17 protein-coding genes and 1 other RNA gene are annotated in these 17698 nt (G+C 57.2%); 4 read left to right on the top strand and 14 right to left on the bottom strand.

Going from position 1 to position 17698, the window contains the following annotated elements; genetic code table 11:
* Window positions 1-15 precede the first annotated feature (15 nt).
* The 3 genes from AC0V6O_RS05410 to AC0V6O_RS05420 are packed head-to-tail and all read right to left on the bottom strand — an operon-like array spanning window position 16 to window position 2174.
* Window positions 16-690: a TPM domain-containing protein gene (locus tag AC0V6O_RS05410; protein ID WP_486142192.1), complete on the bottom strand. Its 675-nt coding sequence runs from the start codon at window positions 688-690 to the stop codon at window positions 16-18.
* 3 nt (window positions 691-693) lie between these two features.
* The gene (locus tag AC0V6O_RS05415; RefSeq protein ID WP_486142194.1) at window positions 694-1563 is read right to left on the bottom strand and encodes a TPM domain-containing protein; all 870 of its coding nucleotides are present in this window, start codon (window positions 1561-1563) and stop codon (window positions 694-696) included.
* Window positions 1564-1571: 8 nt separating this feature from the next.
* Window positions 1572-2174: a LemA family protein gene (locus AC0V6O_RS05420; RefSeq protein WP_486142196.1), complete on the bottom strand. Its 603-nt coding sequence runs from the start codon at window positions 2172-2174 to the stop codon at window positions 1572-1574.
* Window positions 2175-2358: 184 nt separating this feature from the next.
* Between AC0V6O_RS05420 and mscL the strand changes: the two genes are divergently transcribed.
* The 3 genes from mscL to AC0V6O_RS05435 all read left to right on the top strand — a co-directional run bounded on the left by mscL (window position 2359) and on the right by AC0V6O_RS05435 (window position 4368).
* Window positions 2359-2778, top strand: coding sequence for a large conductance mechanosensitive channel protein MscL (gene mscL / locus AC0V6O_RS05425; protein ID WP_486142198.1), 420 nt, complete (start codon window positions 2359-2361; stop codon window positions 2776-2778).
* Between the two features lie 148 nt (window positions 2779-2926).
* Window positions 2927-3270, top strand: a transfer-messenger RNA (tmRNA) gene (gene ssrA / locus AC0V6O_RS05430).
* 336 nt (window positions 3271-3606) lie between these two features.
* Window positions 3607-4368, top strand: coding sequence for a hypothetical protein (locus tag AC0V6O_RS05435; RefSeq protein ID WP_486142200.1), 762 nt, complete (start codon window positions 3607-3609; stop codon window positions 4366-4368).
* A 26-nt stretch (window positions 4369-4394) separates the two neighbouring features.
* On the opposite strand, the gene AC0V6O_RS05440 is transcribed toward AC0V6O_RS05435, so the two are convergent.
* The 4 genes from AC0V6O_RS05440 to AC0V6O_RS05455 form a co-directional block, all read right to left on the bottom strand.
* Complete coding sequence (locus AC0V6O_RS05440; protein WP_472638330.1) at window positions 4395-4646, bottom strand: hypothetical protein; 252 nt, start codon at window positions 4644-4646, stop codon at window positions 4395-4397.
* 136 nt (window positions 4647-4782) lie between these two features.
* Window positions 4783-6048, bottom strand: a complete 1266-nt coding sequence (locus AC0V6O_RS05445) for an N-succinylarginine dihydrolase (protein ID WP_486142202.1) — start codon at window positions 6046-6048, stop codon at window positions 4783-4785.
* A complete protein-coding gene (locus AC0V6O_RS05450) occupies window positions 6045-7061 on the bottom strand; it encodes an arginine N-succinyltransferase (RefSeq protein WP_486142204.1) in 1017 nt (338 codons plus the stop codon). The genes AC0V6O_RS05445 and AC0V6O_RS05450 overlap by 4 nt, the downstream gene beginning before the upstream one ends.
* Entirely contained in the window at window positions 7058-8251 is a 1194-nt protein-coding gene (locus tag AC0V6O_RS05455; RefSeq protein WP_486142206.1) for a hydrolase, read from the bottom strand. Before AC0V6O_RS05455 ends, AC0V6O_RS05450 begins: the two co-directional genes overlap by 4 nt.
* 175 nt (window positions 8252-8426) lie before the next feature.
* On the opposite strand from AC0V6O_RS05455, the gene AC0V6O_RS05460 reads away from it, so the two are divergent.
* Window positions 8427-10523 carry a malate synthase G gene (locus tag AC0V6O_RS05460; protein ID WP_486142208.1) on the top strand — a complete coding sequence of 699 codons (2097 nt, stop codon included), beginning with the start codon at window positions 8427-8429 and terminating at the stop codon, window positions 10521-10523.
* Between the two features lie 21 nt (window positions 10524-10544).
* Here the strand turns inward: AC0V6O_RS05460 and AC0V6O_RS05465 are convergent, their stop codons facing one another.
* The 7 genes from AC0V6O_RS05465 to AC0V6O_RS05495 form a co-directional block, all read right to left on the bottom strand.
* The gene (locus tag AC0V6O_RS05465) at window positions 10545-10937 is read right to left on the bottom strand and encodes a PilZ domain-containing protein (RefSeq protein WP_486142210.1); all 393 of its coding nucleotides are present in this window, start codon (window positions 10935-10937) and stop codon (window positions 10545-10547) included.
* 285 nt (window positions 10938-11222) lie between these two features.
* Window positions 11223-11795 (bottom strand): hypothetical protein, encoded by a 573-nt coding sequence (locus tag AC0V6O_RS05470; RefSeq protein WP_486142212.1) that lies wholly within the window; start codon window positions 11793-11795, stop codon window positions 11223-11225.
* Between the two features lie 46 nt (window positions 11796-11841).
* Entirely contained in the window at window positions 11842-12672 is an 831-nt protein-coding gene (gene rsmA, locus AC0V6O_RS05475; protein WP_486142214.1) for a 16S rRNA (adenine(1518)-N(6)/adenine(1519)-N(6))-dimethyltransferase RsmA, read from the bottom strand.
* A complete protein-coding gene (gene pdxA, locus AC0V6O_RS05480; RefSeq protein WP_486142216.1) occupies window positions 12665-13699 on the bottom strand; it encodes a 4-hydroxythreonine-4-phosphate dehydrogenase PdxA in 1035 nt (344 codons plus the stop codon). Before pdxA ends, rsmA begins: the two co-directional genes overlap by 8 nt.
* An 11-nt stretch (window positions 13700-13710) precedes the next feature.
* Window positions 13711-15051, bottom strand: coding sequence for a peptidylprolyl isomerase (locus AC0V6O_RS05485; RefSeq protein WP_472638339.1), 1341 nt, complete (start codon window positions 15049-15051; stop codon window positions 13711-13713).
* Between the two features lie 216 nt (window positions 15052-15267).
* Entirely contained in the window at window positions 15268-17316 is a 2049-nt protein-coding gene (locus AC0V6O_RS05490) for an LPS-assembly protein LptD (RefSeq protein ID WP_486142218.1), read from the bottom strand.
* Between the two features lie 49 nt (window positions 17317-17365).
* The gene (locus AC0V6O_RS05495) at window positions 17366-17653 is read right to left on the bottom strand and encodes a hypothetical protein (RefSeq protein ID WP_486142220.1); all 288 of its coding nucleotides are present in this window, start codon (window positions 17651-17653) and stop codon (window positions 17366-17368) included.
* Window positions 17654-17698: the final 45 nt, after the last annotated feature.

The raw sequence follows: 17698 nt of genomic DNA on the forward strand, positions 1-17698 counted from the left end.
TCATGGCGGCTATGCTTAGACTTCGATCAAGCGGTCGGGAAGCTCGTTCTCGTCATCTTCGGCGCGTTCAAAATGCTCGGACAGCACTTGTCCAACGTCGCGCACACCGGCTGCCATGCCTTCGGCGATATGGCCCCGCCTGATTTCAACCAGCATATCGGCCATCGCCTCGCCCCAGATCTCGGCCGGGACTTTCTCTGCTATCGGCTGGTCTGCGACGATTTCTGCGCGGTGCTCGCGCATCGACAGATAGATGAGGATGCCGGTGTGGCCATGGGTCCGGGCTTCCGCGCCTACCTTAAAGTGTTTGACCGCCTGGCCATGGACACGCGCAGTTTTGACCGGGCCAGGGATCAGTGCAAAGCGCAGCGGGTCCCACAATTGCGCAGCCCAAGCGATCACAAATGTGATGAGGCCGAGCGCGATTGTCATGCTGGCCAATTCACCAGTGCTCCATTCATGGCCCCATCCGCCGAACAGACTGTCCCAGAAATCAAGGAAAGGCTGGGGCAGGGCAGCAAACAGGCTCATCATCGTGAATGATAGCGCGGCTGCCCAAAACAAAGAGATGTCGGAATAACCGTCGGACCGGTCCGCGAGGACGGTCAGGATTTCGCCCGAGGTCGAGAGTTCAGCTTCGCCAACCGCGTCTGAGACAATTTTGTGCTGCGCTTCAGTAAGGTAGCTCATCGATCACCATCCCCCAGAGGCGCCGCCGCCCCCAAACGAACCGCCGCCGCCGGAGAAGCCACCACCAAAGCTACCACCACCGAAGCCACCTCCGCCGCCCCAGTCATCGCCGCCGCTCATTGCGCCGCGAACGATCGCGCTGCCAACTTCCCACAGGATGATGTCACCGACAGTGTCGCCCAAATCACGATCACCGCCGCGCCGTCCCCAAGGGCCTTTGCCCTTTTTCGCGCGGTATTTGCGGCGCCGTCCGCGTCCGCGTAAAATGGGCAGGACGAAGAAGAAGAACATGAAGCCCAGCCAGATCAGCGCGCCCACTGGAAAACCGCCATCGTTCTGGCTTTGCTGGCGCGACTGGCTGGCCTGTTGGGCAACAAGTGCGGCCTCGTCTGGTGGCAATTGGAGTTGCTGAACGATCGAATTTGTCCCTGCGACGATGCCGCCGGGATAGTCATCTTGTTTGAAGCGCGGGATGATCTGGTTCTGAATGATCAAAGAGGACAGCGCGTCAGTTAAATAGCCCTCAAGGCCATAACCGACTTCGATCCGCACCTTCCGATCATTTGGTGCAACAATTAACAATGCGCCGTCATTGCGCTCCGTATCGCCTAGGCCCCACTCGCGGCCTAATCGATAACCAAAGTCACTAATGTCATAACCTTGCAGGTCCGGGATGGTCGTGACCACCAGCTGCCGCTGAGATTGCGTTTCTAGCGCTTCCAATTGAGCGTTGAGCTGAGCCTCAACATCGGCGGGGATAATGTCCGCCGCATCAACGACCCGCCCGCTAAGCGCCGGAAAATCCTGCGCGGCTACAGGGCTCGCAAGCAGCGCAAGGAGCGCCGCAAATGCGGTGTAAATAGGGCGAAACACTTTTGCGATCAGCCTGACGTCAGGTCCAGCTCAGGCGCTTCTTCTGCACCTTCAGTGGTCGCTGAGTATGGCACCAGCGGCTCTGCACCGTGGATGATGTTTGCGCCAATCGTGTCGGGGAAGGTGCGGATCGTGGTGTTGTACTGTCGCACAGCTTCGTTGTAATCGCGCAGCGCAACGGCGATCCGGTTTTCCGTGCCCTCGAGCTGGCTTTGTAAAGTGATGAAACCTTGAGTTGAAGTGATCTGCGGATAGGCTTCAAAACTGGCGAGCAGTCGGCCAATCCCTTGGCTCATTTGGCTTTGAGCAGTCGCAAATTCTTCCATCTTCGCACCATCGGCAAGGTCATCAGTTGTAACATTCACACTGGTGGCCTTCGCGCGAGCCTCGGTTACTTCGGTCAGGATCGCACGCTCATTTTCAGCGGCGCCCTGAGCCACTTCGGCGAGGTTGGGGATGAGGTTCGCGCGGCGCTGAAACTGCGCTTCGACATCAGCCCATTTTGCCTTCGCATTTTCTTCAGCGGCGGGTACGGAGTTGATACCGCAAGCAGCCAGACCCAAAGAAGCAGCCGCGACCAGCGCAAAGCGGCGAATATTCCTGAAATTCATGAATGTCCCTTTCCCTCGCGCAGCCAGATCGGCGCGCGCACCATCAATAAGAAGTGTGTCCTGTACTATGTATATAGCACACCTAAACCGGCTTTCAAGCAGTGGACGGGCGACGCTGTGCGCTTGGCAAAGGCTGAAATTGCTGCAAAATAGGGGCTGAATTCGGGTCTAGGGAGAAAATAACATGTTTTCGGATTTCAAAGATTTCATCGCTAAAGGCAACGTGATGGAGCTGGCCGTTGCGGTCATTATCGCGGGCGCGTTTGCCGTCATCGTTGCATCGATGACCTCTGACCTTATCATGCCAATCGTGGGCATGATCTTTGGTGATGTTGATTTCAGTAACAAATACATCGTTTTGTCTGGTGAAGTTGAGGCGGGCATGAGCCTTGAGGCAGCGCGCGAAGCGGGTGCCAATGTTCTCGCATGGGGCTCTTTCGTTACGGCCATCATCAATTTTGTAATTCTGGCTTTCATCATCTTCCTGTTGGTGCGCTACGCTGAAAAAGCGAAGGCGAAGTTTGAGAAGCAAGAAGAAGCGGAAGATGCAGGTCCAAGTGAGATCGACCTGCTTACGGAAATCCGTGACGCGCTGAAAAAGTAGGGTTTCGTTGTTTGGGTGCGCTCGGGACTTCGATCCCGAGCTTGCTTAGCCACCCGCTCCCTCCACCCTTCCACCCGGATGGTATCCTGGTAGGCTCCGGGTGGAAGGGTGGAGGGAGCGGGTGGCTAGGACTGCCACAAAACAGCATACACTTCACATTAAGCGGGCAGGGTCTATATAGGTCCTGCCCGTTTTTGCGGGATATGGCGATAAATTGCTGCGTATAATAGATGCAACGGACCCGGGGGCAGTACCCGGCGGCTCCACCATAACTCTCGGTTTTTACGAGATTTTTGACGGGGCCGAACTAGGATCGACGTGTGTTGAAAGGCGTAGTTTTTGCCCGGGTTGAGAAACCCCGTAAAAGGCTCATTTTTATAAGTGCAAACGATAACGAAGCACTCGCAATCGCAGCGTAATGTGACGGCTTAACGGCCTGAATTTACAAAGCTAAAGCGCGGTTGGACCCACCGGGCAACAGAAGCGGATTCCGGGGGCCTGGGGGGCCTAGCAACAGAACCCCCCACCGATTCCTTATATCGGTCTAAACGGCACCTTTTGCCTCTCCAGTGATGGCCTCAATGGCCTCAGGGCGCCGGTCTTCGAACAGCGCAGTGTTCGTTCAATCTGAAAAATCTGATCCGTGAGATACCGGCGTCAGCCCTCCGAAATAGGTAGGCGGACCTAACGATAGAAACCTCACTTTTCCTGCATAGTCATGGACACGCGGCGTTTATCGGAACCGCATTCTTTCAATTGATCTTCCGCTCCTTTTGGCTCACAAAAAGGCTGCTCAGATAGCGACTTTGACAATGAGGATGTAATGCCATGATGCGATTGCTGGCCTGCTTTCTGGTTCTGTGCCTGCCCACCCTTCCACTTGCCGCAGAAGAGACAAGGATCGCGGTGCGCGCGCTGACTCAAGATGCGAAGTTCATTGGCACCAGCATGTCAGGCATGGCAGTGACAATTGAAGATGCGGACACTGGTGAAGTTCTGGATCAGGGGATCACGAGCGGCACCACTGGCAATACTGAGCGCATTTTGCTGCGTCCAAAGATGCGGTATGATACTCGCTCGGATGCCGACAGCGCTGTTTATCGTGCGACATTGGATATTGCCGAGCCGCGCCGTATCCGCGTGACAGTTCGCGGGCCACGTGGCCAACCGCAAGTCCAGGCGGAGGCATCGTCCACGCGCTGGGTGTTGCCAGGGAAACACATTGAGGCAGGGGATGGCTGGTTGCTGATTGTGCCGGGCTTTGCGGTCGATATTCTGTCGCCAGGCGCACACAGCTATGTCGATGATAACCCGCCCATGATGCGGGTGGAGGCAAATGTAATCATGATTTGCGGGTGCCCGACCACTCCCGGTGGAACGTGGGATTCTGACCAGATAGAGGTGTCTGCTCTGATCAAGCATAATGGTCGAGAGGTCGACACATATACGTTAGAATATGCCGGTCAGACGAGCCGGTATGCCGTTGACATCCCGTCCGCCGAAAAAGGGGTGTATGAGATTTTGGTCACGGCCTTTGATGCGCGTACCGGAAATAGCGGTGTCGACAGGTCCAGCTTTATCATTCGGTAGACGTAAGCAGGCCTGGGACAATAGCTCTAAGGCATGGGATCAGAAGACGCCTGTCGTTCCCGCTCAGCCTTTTCGTATTTTAGGCAGTCGAGGATCTTGGCCCCGGCCAGAAACACGGCGCCAGTTGTCGCCAGGAACAGCAACTGTCCGCCCCATCCGGGATATTGCTCAAGATAGGCTGCGCCGCGCGATGTCGCGCCCAGAGCCAGCGCGTAAATGATCACGAAGGCTTCGAACCTTGTCTTGATGACAAACAGCCTTCCGATCTTACGCAGCATGGTTTCTCCGCCGTTAAACACTTCGCATTTTTGACTGCAAGTGCCGTGCCAGCAACGCTTTTTCGTGTGGCTGATTGGTTAACGATGCAGGAAGTGTAAGCATGCCCGACGCAGCCGCCAAGCGCGTTAACTTTGTTTAACCAAGTTCTGTGAGTTCCAGCGCGTTGAGCAGTGCCGTTCTTGCGGTGATCACCGAATTGGCGAGTGTATCGCTGCCAATATCGGCTGGATCGATTTGCTCGGGCCAATTGGCTTCGATCACACCCGCCATCATGTCCGCTTTGCTCTCGTTTAAGAGGAAGCGCGGATCGACAGTTGCCGGATCGCACACGACGCGCAATCGCAGACAGGCCGGGCCGCCGCCATTGGCCATGCTTTGGCGCACATCAACAGGAACGACTTCGCGGATCGGGCCATTGCTGGCCAGCATATCCTCACACCACGCCCAGACGCTGGCGCTCTCGCGGCATTCCTCTGGCACGATCAGAGCCATGCCGCCGCCAGGCTGAGTAGCAAGCTGAGCGTTGAACAAATAGGTGCGAATTGCCTCTGTCAGACTGACTGCGCTGCTCGGCACTTCGACCACTTCGAGCGCAGGGAAGGCGGTGCGCATCGCTTGATAGGCGCCTTGCTGATCGGCGAAGGCCTCTGCGTGGGTGAACAGCACGTGCTCATTCGCCACAGCGACGACATCATTGTGGAACGCGCCTGCCTCAATCGCGACCGGGTTCTGTTCAATGAAGACGCAGGCGTCTCGGTTTAGACCATGTAGGCGGGCGACTCCGCGGCTGGCTTGTTCATGCTGGCGCGCAGGGAATTTGCCGCCCGGCCGACCATAGACGAACACTTCCACGCCTTTGCTGCCGTGCCCTTCGCACAGACGCATATGGTTGGCTGCGCCTTCATCGCCAAAGCTTGGCGGGACGGCGTCATGCACAGCGAAATGCGCGCTGTTGCCAAAGGCGATGTCGAGCATGCGTTTGGTGTCGGGCCATTCCTGTGCCCGGTGCAGCATAGTGACGAGATTAGCGGGCGTCAGATGGCATTTGCCATCTCTCGTGTCTGGCGCTGGGCTGACGGTGGCGGCGTTGGCGGTCCACATGCTGGAGGCCGACCATGCCGCAGCTAGAAGCTGGCGCGGAGTGTTTTTATCCACCGCCAGCTGCTGGGTGAGAGCGTTGTTCGGCCGGGGTAGAGGGAGCAGAAAACCTTGATGCCCAAATCGCGCGAAGTTGCCGCGCATCTTCTCCAAACCTTGCAGCGCCGCGGCGCGGGGATAGGAGACATCACCGCCGTGGCTGGCGCTGGCAATGTTACCTAGGGAAAGACCGGCGTAATTGTGGCTTGGTCCAACGATGCCGTCGAAATTGACCTCTACCAGATTGCTGTTTGGACCGCTCATCGCGCGACGCTCCACACAGTGTCGCCAGTGCTCACGTCAAGCGTGTCGGCGGCCACGGAATCGATCGCAATTGCGCCGTCTTCAGTGACCGAACGAGCGCCATAGCAAGCTCGGAAATCGCCAAGCGTGCCGGTGGCAATCAACGCTTTTTCTCCTTCCGGTTGGTCAATCCCGCTGAGGGTTGCCGGGGAGGAGCCTGAAACGCTTTTTACCTGGTCCGTTTTTGCGAGCATGCCGGGGCCGCCGTCAAATATGTCGACATAGCCCTCATAGGCAAAACCTTCCTTCTCCAGCATGCGCATGGCCGCACGGCCAGTTGGGTGGGGCAGGCCAATCACCTTCTTCGCCTCTTCGTCTAGCATCGCGACATAGACGGGATGTTTGGGCATCAAATCCGCGATAAACTGATTGCCATTGATGGCGTTGAAATAGTCGGCCTCTTGAAATCCCATCCCAAAAAAACGTCCGGCCACGCCGTCCCAAAACGGCGATCCGCCGCGTTCATCAATGATACCACGCAGTTCAGCCAGCACTCGGTCTGCGAAACGTTTGCGGTGCATCGCGATGAACAGATAGCGGCTGCGTGCAAGCAGTAAGCCAAGCCCGCCCGCGCGCTCATTCGGGTGTAGGAACAACCCGCCAACTTCGCTCGATCCTTCCAGATCGGTTACGAGGCTTAGCATTTCAGCGCGAACCGTGCGGTCCAATTCCTGACTGTATTGGGTCAGCGTGTTGAGGCGGTAGGAATAGAACGGCCATTGCTGTCCAACCTGCGTCATCAATTGGCATGTGCCGCGCACCGCGCCGGTGGTGACGTTTTCGAGCACGAGGACGAAGGTTTCAGCGGTCAACTCGTCGCCGGTGTTGGCAAATGCTGCGGCCGAGGTTTCCAGTTTTGCTGACAGTGCGTCACGGTCAGCAGGAAGATTGGTAAACCCGCCGCCTGTTAGCTTTGCCATTTCGTACAAATGCTCAAGATCGGACGTGCGCGACGCGCGCATGCGAAAGGTCAATGCATGTCTCCAGCAGCAATACGAGAAAGAACAAGAGCGGACAGAGCAGCGCGCTCTGTCAGGCTCGAAACGATGAGAAATTCATCCGGTGAATGGATACTGCCCCCGCGCACGCCCATGGTATCCACCACGGGCACGCCGCATGCTGCAATGTTGTTGCCATCGCACACGCCGCCGGTCGATTTCCAGGCGATTTTCTGACCCAATTGTGCGCCGCATTTCTGCACCAGATCGAACAGTTTCTGTGCGCTTTCATCAACCGGTTTGGGCGGCCGCGTTACGCCGCCATGCCTGTGTGTGGATACGTCGTGATCGCTCTCAATGCTGCGCAGCAAAGTTTTGAGATCATTGTCGAAGCTATCCATCGCTCCTGTGCTCTTCGGGCGAATATTGAATCGTAAAACGGCGTGATCCGGCACGACATTATTGGCCGCTCCGCCTTCCAGCTTTGCAGGGTTCACGGTGATGTCCTCACGCTCCATTGCCTTTAGACGTAGGATCAAGTCTGCTGCCGCAACAATCGCATTGCGGCCCTCGTGCGGATTGCGCCCAGCATGGGCTGATTTGCCGGTGATGATTATGGAATAATTGCCTGTGCCGCCGCGTGCGTGAGCCAGTGTTCCATCAGGCAAAGCTGCCGGTTCGAAGGTAAGAGCTGCAAGTTTGCCCCGCGCCATCTCGGCAATTAAAGCGGAGCTTGCGAGAGATCCGGTTTCCTCATCGGAATTGATCATCACATCATAACCGAGCGCGGAGGCACCCGGCATAGTTTCAAACGCCATGAGCGCATGGAGAATGACAGAAATTCCGCCCTTCATATCGGCGACGCCAGGGCCATTGAGCACATCGTCTTCCAGCCATGTCAGGCTTTGAAACGAATGCTCTTTTGGAAAAACCGTATCCATGTGCCCGGTCAGTAAGATGCGGGCATTGGCCTGAGGGCGAACGCGCAGGACCATATGCTGGCCGTTGGGCTTTTCAAACTCGCTGCCATCGGCAGCAATGGCGGTGACGGGCGCTGGATCTATCAGTTCAACTTCGCCTGGCAGAGTTGAGAAGGCGCCGACAAGCTTACTAGCCTGCTGCGCAAGCCCTTCAATATTGCCGGTGCCGGTGTTGATCGCGCACCAGTCTTGCACTTGGGCGAGCATTGCAGCGGCATCAAATTTTTCAAGAATTTCCGTTGTCATTGATGTCTGCTCTAGCGGCGCGAACGCGATCATCCAAGCGGTGGTTTTGAAGTCTGCCGTTCACCCGTTGCAATCCGCATCGGCTTTGGCCATAGGCTGCGGTGTCCTCCTCCCCCAGGAACCTATATCGTCTGTTCGCGGCCGCTGCGCCGCGCGTTGGAGTGTTAGAGGACTTATGAGCAATTTGATTACCCGTGCCGGACTGTCTGTCGATGAACGGCTGGCGACATTCCTGGAAAGCGAAGTGCTGACCCCGCTGGGCCGGGATGCGGATGGCTTTTGGCGGGGTTTTGCCGATTTACTGGCGGAGTTTGCACCGCGCAATGAGCAATTGCTGGCCAAGCGAGAAGAGCTGCAATCCCAGATCGATGCGTGGCACGATGCCCGCAAGGGGCAGCCGCATGATCCGGACGCTTACAAAGCGTTCCTCAAAGAGATTGACTACCTCGTCCCGGAACCCAGTCCGTTCAAAATCGGCACGCAAAACGTCGATCCTGAAATCGCAACCATGGCGGGACCGCAGCTGGTTGTGCCGATTCTCAATGCACGCTTCCTCCTGAATGCAGCCAATGCGCGTTGGGGCAGCCTGTATGACGCGTTCTACGGCACGGATACGCTTGACGCGCCGCCAGCCAAGCCAGGCGGTTATGACCGAGCCCGCGGAGATGCGGTCATCGCGCGAGGCCGTGCATTTCTGGATCAGGCGCTGCCGCTGGTTGATCAAAGCTGGGCTGATCTGGCCGATGAGAACGACGGCAAGCTGCAAGATGAAAGCCAATATGTGGGCAGGACCGAAAAAGGTCTGCTGTTCCAAAACAACGGCCTGCATATCGAGGTTGTGTTCGATGCTAGCTCTCCGGTTGGCCAGACTGACAAAGCCGGTATTGCGGACATCAATGTCGAAGCCGCTCTGACGACAATTGCCGATTGCGAAGATTCCGTCGCGGCGGTTGATGCGGAGGATAAGCTGCTTGCCTATCGCAATTGGTTGGGCGTGATCCGGGGCGATTTGCAGGAGAGCTTTGAGAAGGGCGGCAAAACGCTGACGCGCAAGCTGTCTGACGATAAGGATTACAGCGATCGCGATGGCAATGCGCAGAGCCTGTCCGGGCGCAGTCTGATGTTTGTGCGGAATGTCGGGCACTTGATGACCAACCCGGCGATCCGCCTGGCGGATGGAGGCGAGATTCCAGAAGGCATCATGGATGCCGTTTTCACTAGCGCAATCAGCATAATCGATGTCGAAGGCCAAGCAAAATACGGCAATTCCAAATACGGCTCGATCTATATCGTGAAGCCCAAGATGCATGGGCCAGAAGAATGCGCTTTCACCAATGATCTGTTCAATGCGGTGGAGGATTTGCTCGGCCTGCCGCGTTATACCATCAAGGTTGGCGTGATGGACGAGGAACGCCGCACGAGCGCGAACCTTGCCGGCTGTATTCATGCGGTGCGTGACCGGATCGTGTTTATCAACACCGGGTTCCTAGATCGCACAGGCGATGAAATTCACACCAGCATGCGTGCCGGCCCGATGATGCGCAAAGGTGCGATGAAGGGCTCTGACTGGCTCACGGCCTATGAGGCGCGCAATGTTGCGATTGGCCTTGCCTGCGGACTGTCTGGCAAGGCTCAGATCGGCAAAGGCATGTGGGCTGCACCCGATTTGATGGGTCAGATGATGGAGGAAAAGATCGGACATTTGCGCGCTGGAGCAAACACTGCCTGGGTTCCTTCTCCCACCGCTGCGACGCTCCACGCGCTGCATTATCATCAGGAAGATGTGTTTGAGATACAGCAAGGGTTGGGTGAGATACCCTCGGTCGACACCTTGCTCCGCATCCCCCTCGCGGAAGGCACCAATTGGTCTGATGAAGAGCTGCGCGATGAGCTAGATAACAATGCGCAAGGTCTGCTCGGCTATGTTGTACGCTGGGTCGATGCGGGTGTGGGGTGCTCCAAAGTGCCGGACATCAATGATGTCGGCCTGATGGAGGACCGCGCGACTTTGCGCATCTCTTCGCAGCATATCACCAATTGGCTGTTTCACGGTGTGGTGACGCAGGATCAGGTGATGGACAGTCTAACCCGCATGGCGGCGAAGGTTGATGCTCAGAATGTTGGCGATCCAACCTATGTTCCGCTGACCGGCAATGAAGACGGTGCAGCATTTTCTGCAGCGAAAGAGTTGATCTTCAAAGGTGTGGAGCAGCCCAGTGGATATACCGAGCCGCTGTTGCATCAATGGCGGCAGGCAAAGAAGGCGGGCTAACAACAGTGGGCGAAAGCGCGGTCAGCTATGGCTCGTCACCAACCGGCCTCGCTTTCGGCCCATCTGGATGTTGCAGGCCTGAGCGACAGGTCCGGTATTTCTGACCTGCTCGCCAGCGATCTGGACAAGAGCGTGCTCGCCAATGCTGCGTTCAAACTCGATCCCGCAGGCATTGTCATTTGACCAGATAACCGTGCAATAGATTTCGTCAGAGCCGAGTAGGAGCATGCCGGACACGCCGGTCGCCGGCGGATTATCGGTTTCCAGCTTCGCCCCATTGTCGGAGATATTGGCCATACGGCAGTCGCGCTCTCCGCTGATGGTGCGGAACGTCGCGGGAATTTCCACGGCAAAGCGGCCCGAGCGGCGCTGGTCACTATGCGCCGCCTGCTGGCGTTTTTCGAGAAAGCTCATGGCGTTTCTTACCTGTCTGTCCGGATGGTTCGTCCGGTAACGGTCTCTTGCCCCGCGTGATAGATCGCAAAATCCCTCTAACGCGTTGGCAAGCTTGGTTACGTCAAATTAACCAGCGTGATCGCCCGGTTCCTTCCCAATGCTGACAAATTTATGCCGCCCAACATCTCGGCGCGATGCGCAAGATCAATGCCAATGTGTTGCGGCACAGCCGGAGTGCTTGGCACTCCTTTGAGGTTTCAACAGAGCTGTAAGGCGAGGGAGCGAAAGAACGCGTAAATGCGCCTATTCAAATTCGCTAAGGTCGATTTCGTCAAATTCGATCCCGTCGATTTCGATGCCATCAAAGGGGTCATTATCCATCGCTTCGACCGCTTCGACGCCATCTTCGGCGAGCACCTTGAGCTTTAGCAAGTCCATGTTGACCGCCGCGCTCATGGTCGCGATTTCTTCGGCGACCTCTTCATCAGAAAGACTTTCATCGAAGGTCGCGGTGGTGGTCAGTTCAACGCGGCATGCCCTCTCACTGATTGTTTCAATGCGATACAGTTCGATCGAATGGGTCAGGTCATTGATCTGGGGTTCGATGATGCATTCCAGTTTGTGGAGAGCGCCGGGGACGTTTTCCAAAACCCGGAATTGAAACGTAACGCCTTCCATCTCTGCGATGGTCAGATCGTAGCGACCTTCTTCACCTTGAACCGGGGCTATATTCGCACCGCGCTGCGCATGGCAGAAGCGAGGATCGGCAATATCGATTAGAGGGAATACGTCAGCGACACTGCGATCAATCTCGACCTCAGATGTGAAATCTATTGGACCTTCAATCAGACGTTTTTTCTTGCTGAACCCAAACATTACCCGCTCCCACAATGCGTTTGAGCTGGGTGCTAAAGGCGCTTCATTAAAGAAGCGTGTCAAGCTGACGAGCGCTCCGCACAAACTCATCAACGCTCAGCGTTTCGGCGCGGCGTGTTGGTTCAATACCGACTTGTTCCAGCGCGTCCAGCGCGCCTGGCACGCCTTTGAGGCTCTGACGCAGCATTTTTCGGCGCTGCCCAAAGGCGGCCTCAGTGATGCGTTCAAGCGCTCGGGGCGTAACACCTTCAGGCGCATCGCTGGGTGTGACATGAACAATCGCGCTCATCACTTTTGGCGGCGGGGTAAAGGCGCTCCGGTGTACCTTGAGTGCGAGCTTCGCGTAGGATCGCCACTGCGCGAGCACCGCCAAGCGACCAAACGCCGAGCCGCCAGAGGGCGCGACAATCCGCTGAGCGACCTCCTGTTGAAACATCAGAGTGAGCGATCGCCATTGCGGGGGCCATTGCGTGCCACTCAGCCAGTTCACAAACAAGGCGGTGCCGACATTATAGGGCAGGTTGGAGGCGATATGATACGGTTCACTACCCATGATCTTATCGTGATCAAGCTTCATCGCATCGCCGTGGATGACGCTGAGCTTGTCCGGAAATGCTTCGGCTAGTTCGGCGAGGGCAGGCAGACAGCGATCATCCATCTCAATCGCCGTCACCTTCGCGCCCGCGCGCAGCAGAGCCCGTGTCAGCCCGCCAGGTCCGGGCCCGATCTCCAGCACGTTTTGACCGCCCAGATCACCGGGAATGGCTGCGATCCGATCCAACAATTGTTCGTCAAATAGGAAGTTCTGGCCGAGCTTTTTGGATGCGCTGAGCCCGTGTGTTGCGATCACCTCTCTTAAAGGTGGGAGATCACGCATTGTTGCTGTGCGCCGCCACAGTGCCAGAACGCACCGCGGCGCAACGCGCCGCCATTTGCATGGCCGCGATCATTGCGCCTGGATCGGCGATGCCTTTGCCTGCAATATCAAACGCGGTGCCATGATCGGGCGATGTGCGAATGATCGGCAGGCCGAGTGTTACGTTCACGCCCTCATCAAATTCCAGCGCCTTCAGCGGGATCAGAGCCTGATCGTGATACATGCAAAGGGCTGCATCATAGCCTTCGCGGGCGCGCGGAGTGAACAAAGCGTCGGCCGGATGGGGGCCGCTGATGTCGATGCCGCTTTCGTATAGTGCGTCGATAGCGGGCGTGATGATGCGGGCTTCCTCGTCGCCAAACTTGCCATCCTCGCTGGCGTGCGGGTTGAGACCGGCCACGGCCAAGCGCGGTGTGGCAATTCCAAAATCGCGCGCCAATGCGGCAGCGACAATTTGCGCCTTATGCTGAATCAGCTCAGACGACAGCGTAGTGGAGACTTCGCTCAGCGGGATGTGCACCGTTAGTGGTACGGTGCGCAATGACGGCCCGGCCAGCATCATCACCGCATCATAGGGCGACAACCCGCAAACGGCGGCGAGAAATTCAGTTTGTCCTGGAAAATCGAACCCGACTTTAGCCAATTGCGATTTTGCCACAGGCGCTGTGACTAGGGCGGAGGCTTTGCCGAGCAGGGCCATTCGTGTGGCCTCGGCAAGAGAATGCATCGCAAGAGCTGCGCCTTCCTCGTCGGGCTGGGCGGGGCGATAGTCGCAATCCTCGCCGACCAGAATGGGTAGGCCATCTGAGAACGCCTCCGTGGTTTCGGAGGTATCCCCGATGGTAACGACCGGGCAGTCTGCGCCGACCGCTTCGGCAGCCGCTCGCAAAACGTCAAAGCCCCCTACGACGAAGAATGGCGCTATGCCGCGTTCCGCACGGCGCGCCCAACAATGCGCGATGAGTTCTGGGCCGATCCCCGCCGGATCGCCTAAGGAAACGGCGAGGGGAAGCGCAGCGGAACCCACCTAAGCTATGCTCAGTTGTATTCGATATAGGCGTCGTTGCGCAGATCCCGCAGGTAACGCTGAGCACGCTTGTTAATGCGCTCTTCCTCAATCTGGTTCATTACCGATTGAACGGTCGGGCTGCCTGCAATCTGCGGATCATCGCGGCCGCACAGCATCAGAACGCGCACACCCTCTGCGATTGAGCCGAATGGCGGTGTGGACTGACCAACTTGCAGATTGAGAACGATATTCTGCAATTGCTGAGGTAGCTGTCGAGCAGGAATTTGTTCGTTGGACACAACCGACGCGCCCAAGATGTCGCGCGCTGATTCCGCATCCGCGCATCCGCGAAGCTCTTGGATAAACGTACCGAATTGTTCGACCCGGCCCGCCGCCTGTTCCTCGGTCGTGCCTGGCTCAAAAGTGATGGAGATTTGCTTGAGGCTAAGCAGGGCTTCCAATGGATCGGCGGTTAGCACCTGACGCTTCTCAATCAGATACATAATCGTGAAGCCGCCCGGAATTTCCAGCGGTCCAACCAATTGGCCGGGTTGCATCTGCTGCGCGGCTTCAGCCATTGGACCAGGCAGTGTGCCGAGCCGGAGGAACCCGGTGTCGCCGCCAACCACGGCTGTGGTCGCTTCGGAATATTGACGCGCATAGGCCACAAAACTGCCGCCTTGCTGCAATTGCTCGACAATCTGCTGAGCGTTCTGGCGCACTGCTTCGCGGTTTTCGGAGGTGGCGGACATATAAATCTCGCCGAGGCGATATTCGTCCGTTCCGCGATCCGCCTCCAGCCGTTTCAGCACTTCGCGTGCTTCTTCTTCAGAGACGTTGATGAATGCAGTGACATTGCGGCTAAGCACCCGCTGCCATGCCAATTCGCCCGTGATTTGACGCTTCAAAGAAGCGGGCGAAGAGCCGATGCTGCGCAGATAAGTGTCCATCGCGCTTGGGTCTTGACCAAAGTTCTGCGCGGCCAATTGCGCGTATGTTTGGTTCACTTCAGCAGGATCGACCGGCAGCTCAAGCTTCGTCGCCTCCTGGATTTGCAGAGTTTCATCAATTAAATTGCGCAGCACTTGGCGGCGCAACCGGGCCAATTCTTCTTCTGAAACCTGGTTTTCAGCGGCTGCCGTAACCAGGGCTACGCGCTGATCAATGTCTGTGCCGGTAATGACAAATTCATTCACGATCGCGGTCGCAGTGCGCACATTTGGGTTGGAGCTACCAAAAATGGTCACGCTGTCGGGGATGCCGAACGGATTGGCTGGCGCAGCTGCCTGTGCGAGCAGTGTCGCCGGAGCCGCTGCAAGACCTGCCAAAGCCGCCGGAGCGATAAGTTTTGACCAAAATTTGCGTGTCACGTGTAAATCCCGATTTTAATCTAAATGTATTTTGGTTTCCGCAGCTTACGCCATGGTAAGTCTTGCCGCGCAACCCTCTATCTCGCCCAATGCCAGCTCATGGCTTAACCATCGCTGAGCGTAATTTTGCGCCAAGAGCCGCGTTTCCCCCTGCGTTTTGCGCGAATAGCCGCTTTTTTTCGCTGTGCCAACGGCTTCGGCGTACTCCTCAACGGCTTATCGAAACCCGAGGTTGCGCAAGCTGAAGAACAGTTGGAACGTATTGCCTCGTGCTGCGTCACCGGCAGTGATGAAATCGCGCCGCCAGGTTAGCCCGAACTCAAGCTGTTCATCCTGATAAGCGACGCCAAGTCGTGTGCGGATCGGCTCAAACCCGTCAGGTGAGAAAGTCGGGTCTTCGTCTTCATTGGTGAGGTTGAAAACACCAGAGCCAAAGATCGACCACCTGCGGTCAATTGCAACGCGTACCGCCGCGCGTGCTTCCTCGCGGTCTTGTAAATCTTCCAGGTCTTGAATGTCGCGATCAAGCCTGAGGTAACCGAGCTCAACATAGGTTCGCTGGCTGCCTATAGTCATATCGACTTCGTTACGGCGGATGGCCAAGTTGTCTTTGTCGAGCCTGTATCGGTGGGTGAAGTTCACAAAGTCACGGAACCGCACTTCGGTGCGGCCGACGAAGTCAGACACACGCTCTGACAGGCCGGTGCCGTCTGGGAATATCTCGCGCGCAGCATCAAAGCGATAAGATTGACCGATGGTCGATTTGATCCGCCAGCCAGGTCGTTGTAGCTCCCAGTCGACGCCCCAGGTTACACGAACGCCGTCTTCGACCCGGTCATAGCCGGGGAAACGGTTGAGCGCGAAGAGGTTGGAATCCTCCAAATCGATTGCACGCGAATCTTCATTTGGAACGGCTAGATTGCGGATCGGCGGGCTCGCGACCACTTGGACGCGTGGTTTGAGAACCTGTGTGCCGCCAAAGGCTTCGCCAACAAAGGGCCATTCTACATCCACCGCTGCAATCGCGATTGCCCGCGCGGTCCAACCCGGATTGCCGCGATAAATCTCCGTTGCGGTAAGCAGTGTCCCATCAGTGTGATAGACATCGCCGCGAGCGAGTGCGCTTAGCGTCACCACTTGTCCAAAGTTCGTCAGACGCCGCAAATCCCACCGCGCACCGGCAAAGGCGCGCTGCGTGTCCTGCCCATCCTTACGCAATAGGTTGAGCGAGTTGAACTGCAATTCCAGCTCGCCACCGGCAACGGGATCAGCAATCCGGCGGCGGTAATCGATTGCTGGAAGAGCCACCGGGACTTGCCCTTGATCCGCACCAATGCGCAATGTCTGCGTCGCCCAACCGGCGATGGAGAGATAAGAATCGTTGTCGATGCGCTCCAGATTGATTGTGGAGCGTAGCCTGTCATCGCGGCTGAGGTCGTAGCGACGCAGGAAAGTGCGGTCGCTCGCTAGCCGGATTGACCCGGTAAGGCTCCATTCGGGTGAGAATTGGAATTTGCCATTCGCATCCAGATGGCCGCGCGGATCGCTGGAGCTTGCCAGCGTCCCGTTATTGTCGACGATCCGGCGAGAATGTGTGGCATAGCCGGTGATCTGATAGGCGCCTTTGCTGGTCAGATGACGCCATTCGGCCGATACCATTGGCGCAACGTCGGTGTAGACAAACCCGCCAAGGGTCAGGTCTTTATTGTCGTCGATCCGCCAGTAATATTCGGTCGACAGCTCCAGGCCGTTGCTTTGCGAGATCCTCACATCGGGCACTAGGAAGCCGGAGACCGGCTGGCCATCGGTGCGGATCGCAAGACCGGGCAAGGGGAGAATGCGCGCGCCAAACAATTCAAGCACGGCTCCGCGAAAGCGGACCCTCGTATCTTCAGGGTCGTAGGTCACCCGGTCGGCGGTGATGCGCCAGCTGGGATTGTTGGCGCAGTCTTCCTGATCGGCCAGCGCGCAGGCTGTATACGCCGCATCGCTCAGCACGATCGTGCCATCATCCCCGCGCTCGCCAGACCGCGCGGCCAAACGTCCGCCCGCTCGCAAAGCCAGCAGCAGGTCTTCCATCGCGCCTGCTTCAAAAGTGTCGGTCAACTCGACGCTTTCAGTGAACAGTTGGTTGCCGCTTTCGTCGACCAAACGAACGTTTCCGCTGGCGAGGATTGTTCCGGTACTGCGGTCCCAGCGCACTTCGTCAGCGCGGACCGAGCGATCATCGCTGCGCAGGACGACGTTTCCGCGAGCAGTGACCACGTCGGCGGTGTTGTCATAGGCAAGCTCATCGGCTTCGAAGTCTATGCGTTCACCGCTGTTTGTAGCCTGCAGAATCTGAGAGGTCAGCTTCGGTGAGTGGCTGGATTGATTGAGGCAGAGAAGTGGTCTGCGGCGGATTGTACACCACCAGCTCTTGCTCCATCTGACGTTCTATCAGATCGAGTTCTTCCTGCGTCGGATTTGGCGTCTGACCAAGCACAGGCGCAGACAATGACAAAGGCCCCGCCAGCAGCATCGCAATCGCTGCTGGACGCATCCGGCATAACACCTGTGTTGAAGCCGCGGCGCGTACGCCGTACCTGAAACCTCCCGACATGGCTTGCCTATCGCACCGCTCACGCCTAATCGCAATCGCCATTCC

This window comes from Erythrobacter sp. JB2-19, from assembly GCF_057365005.1.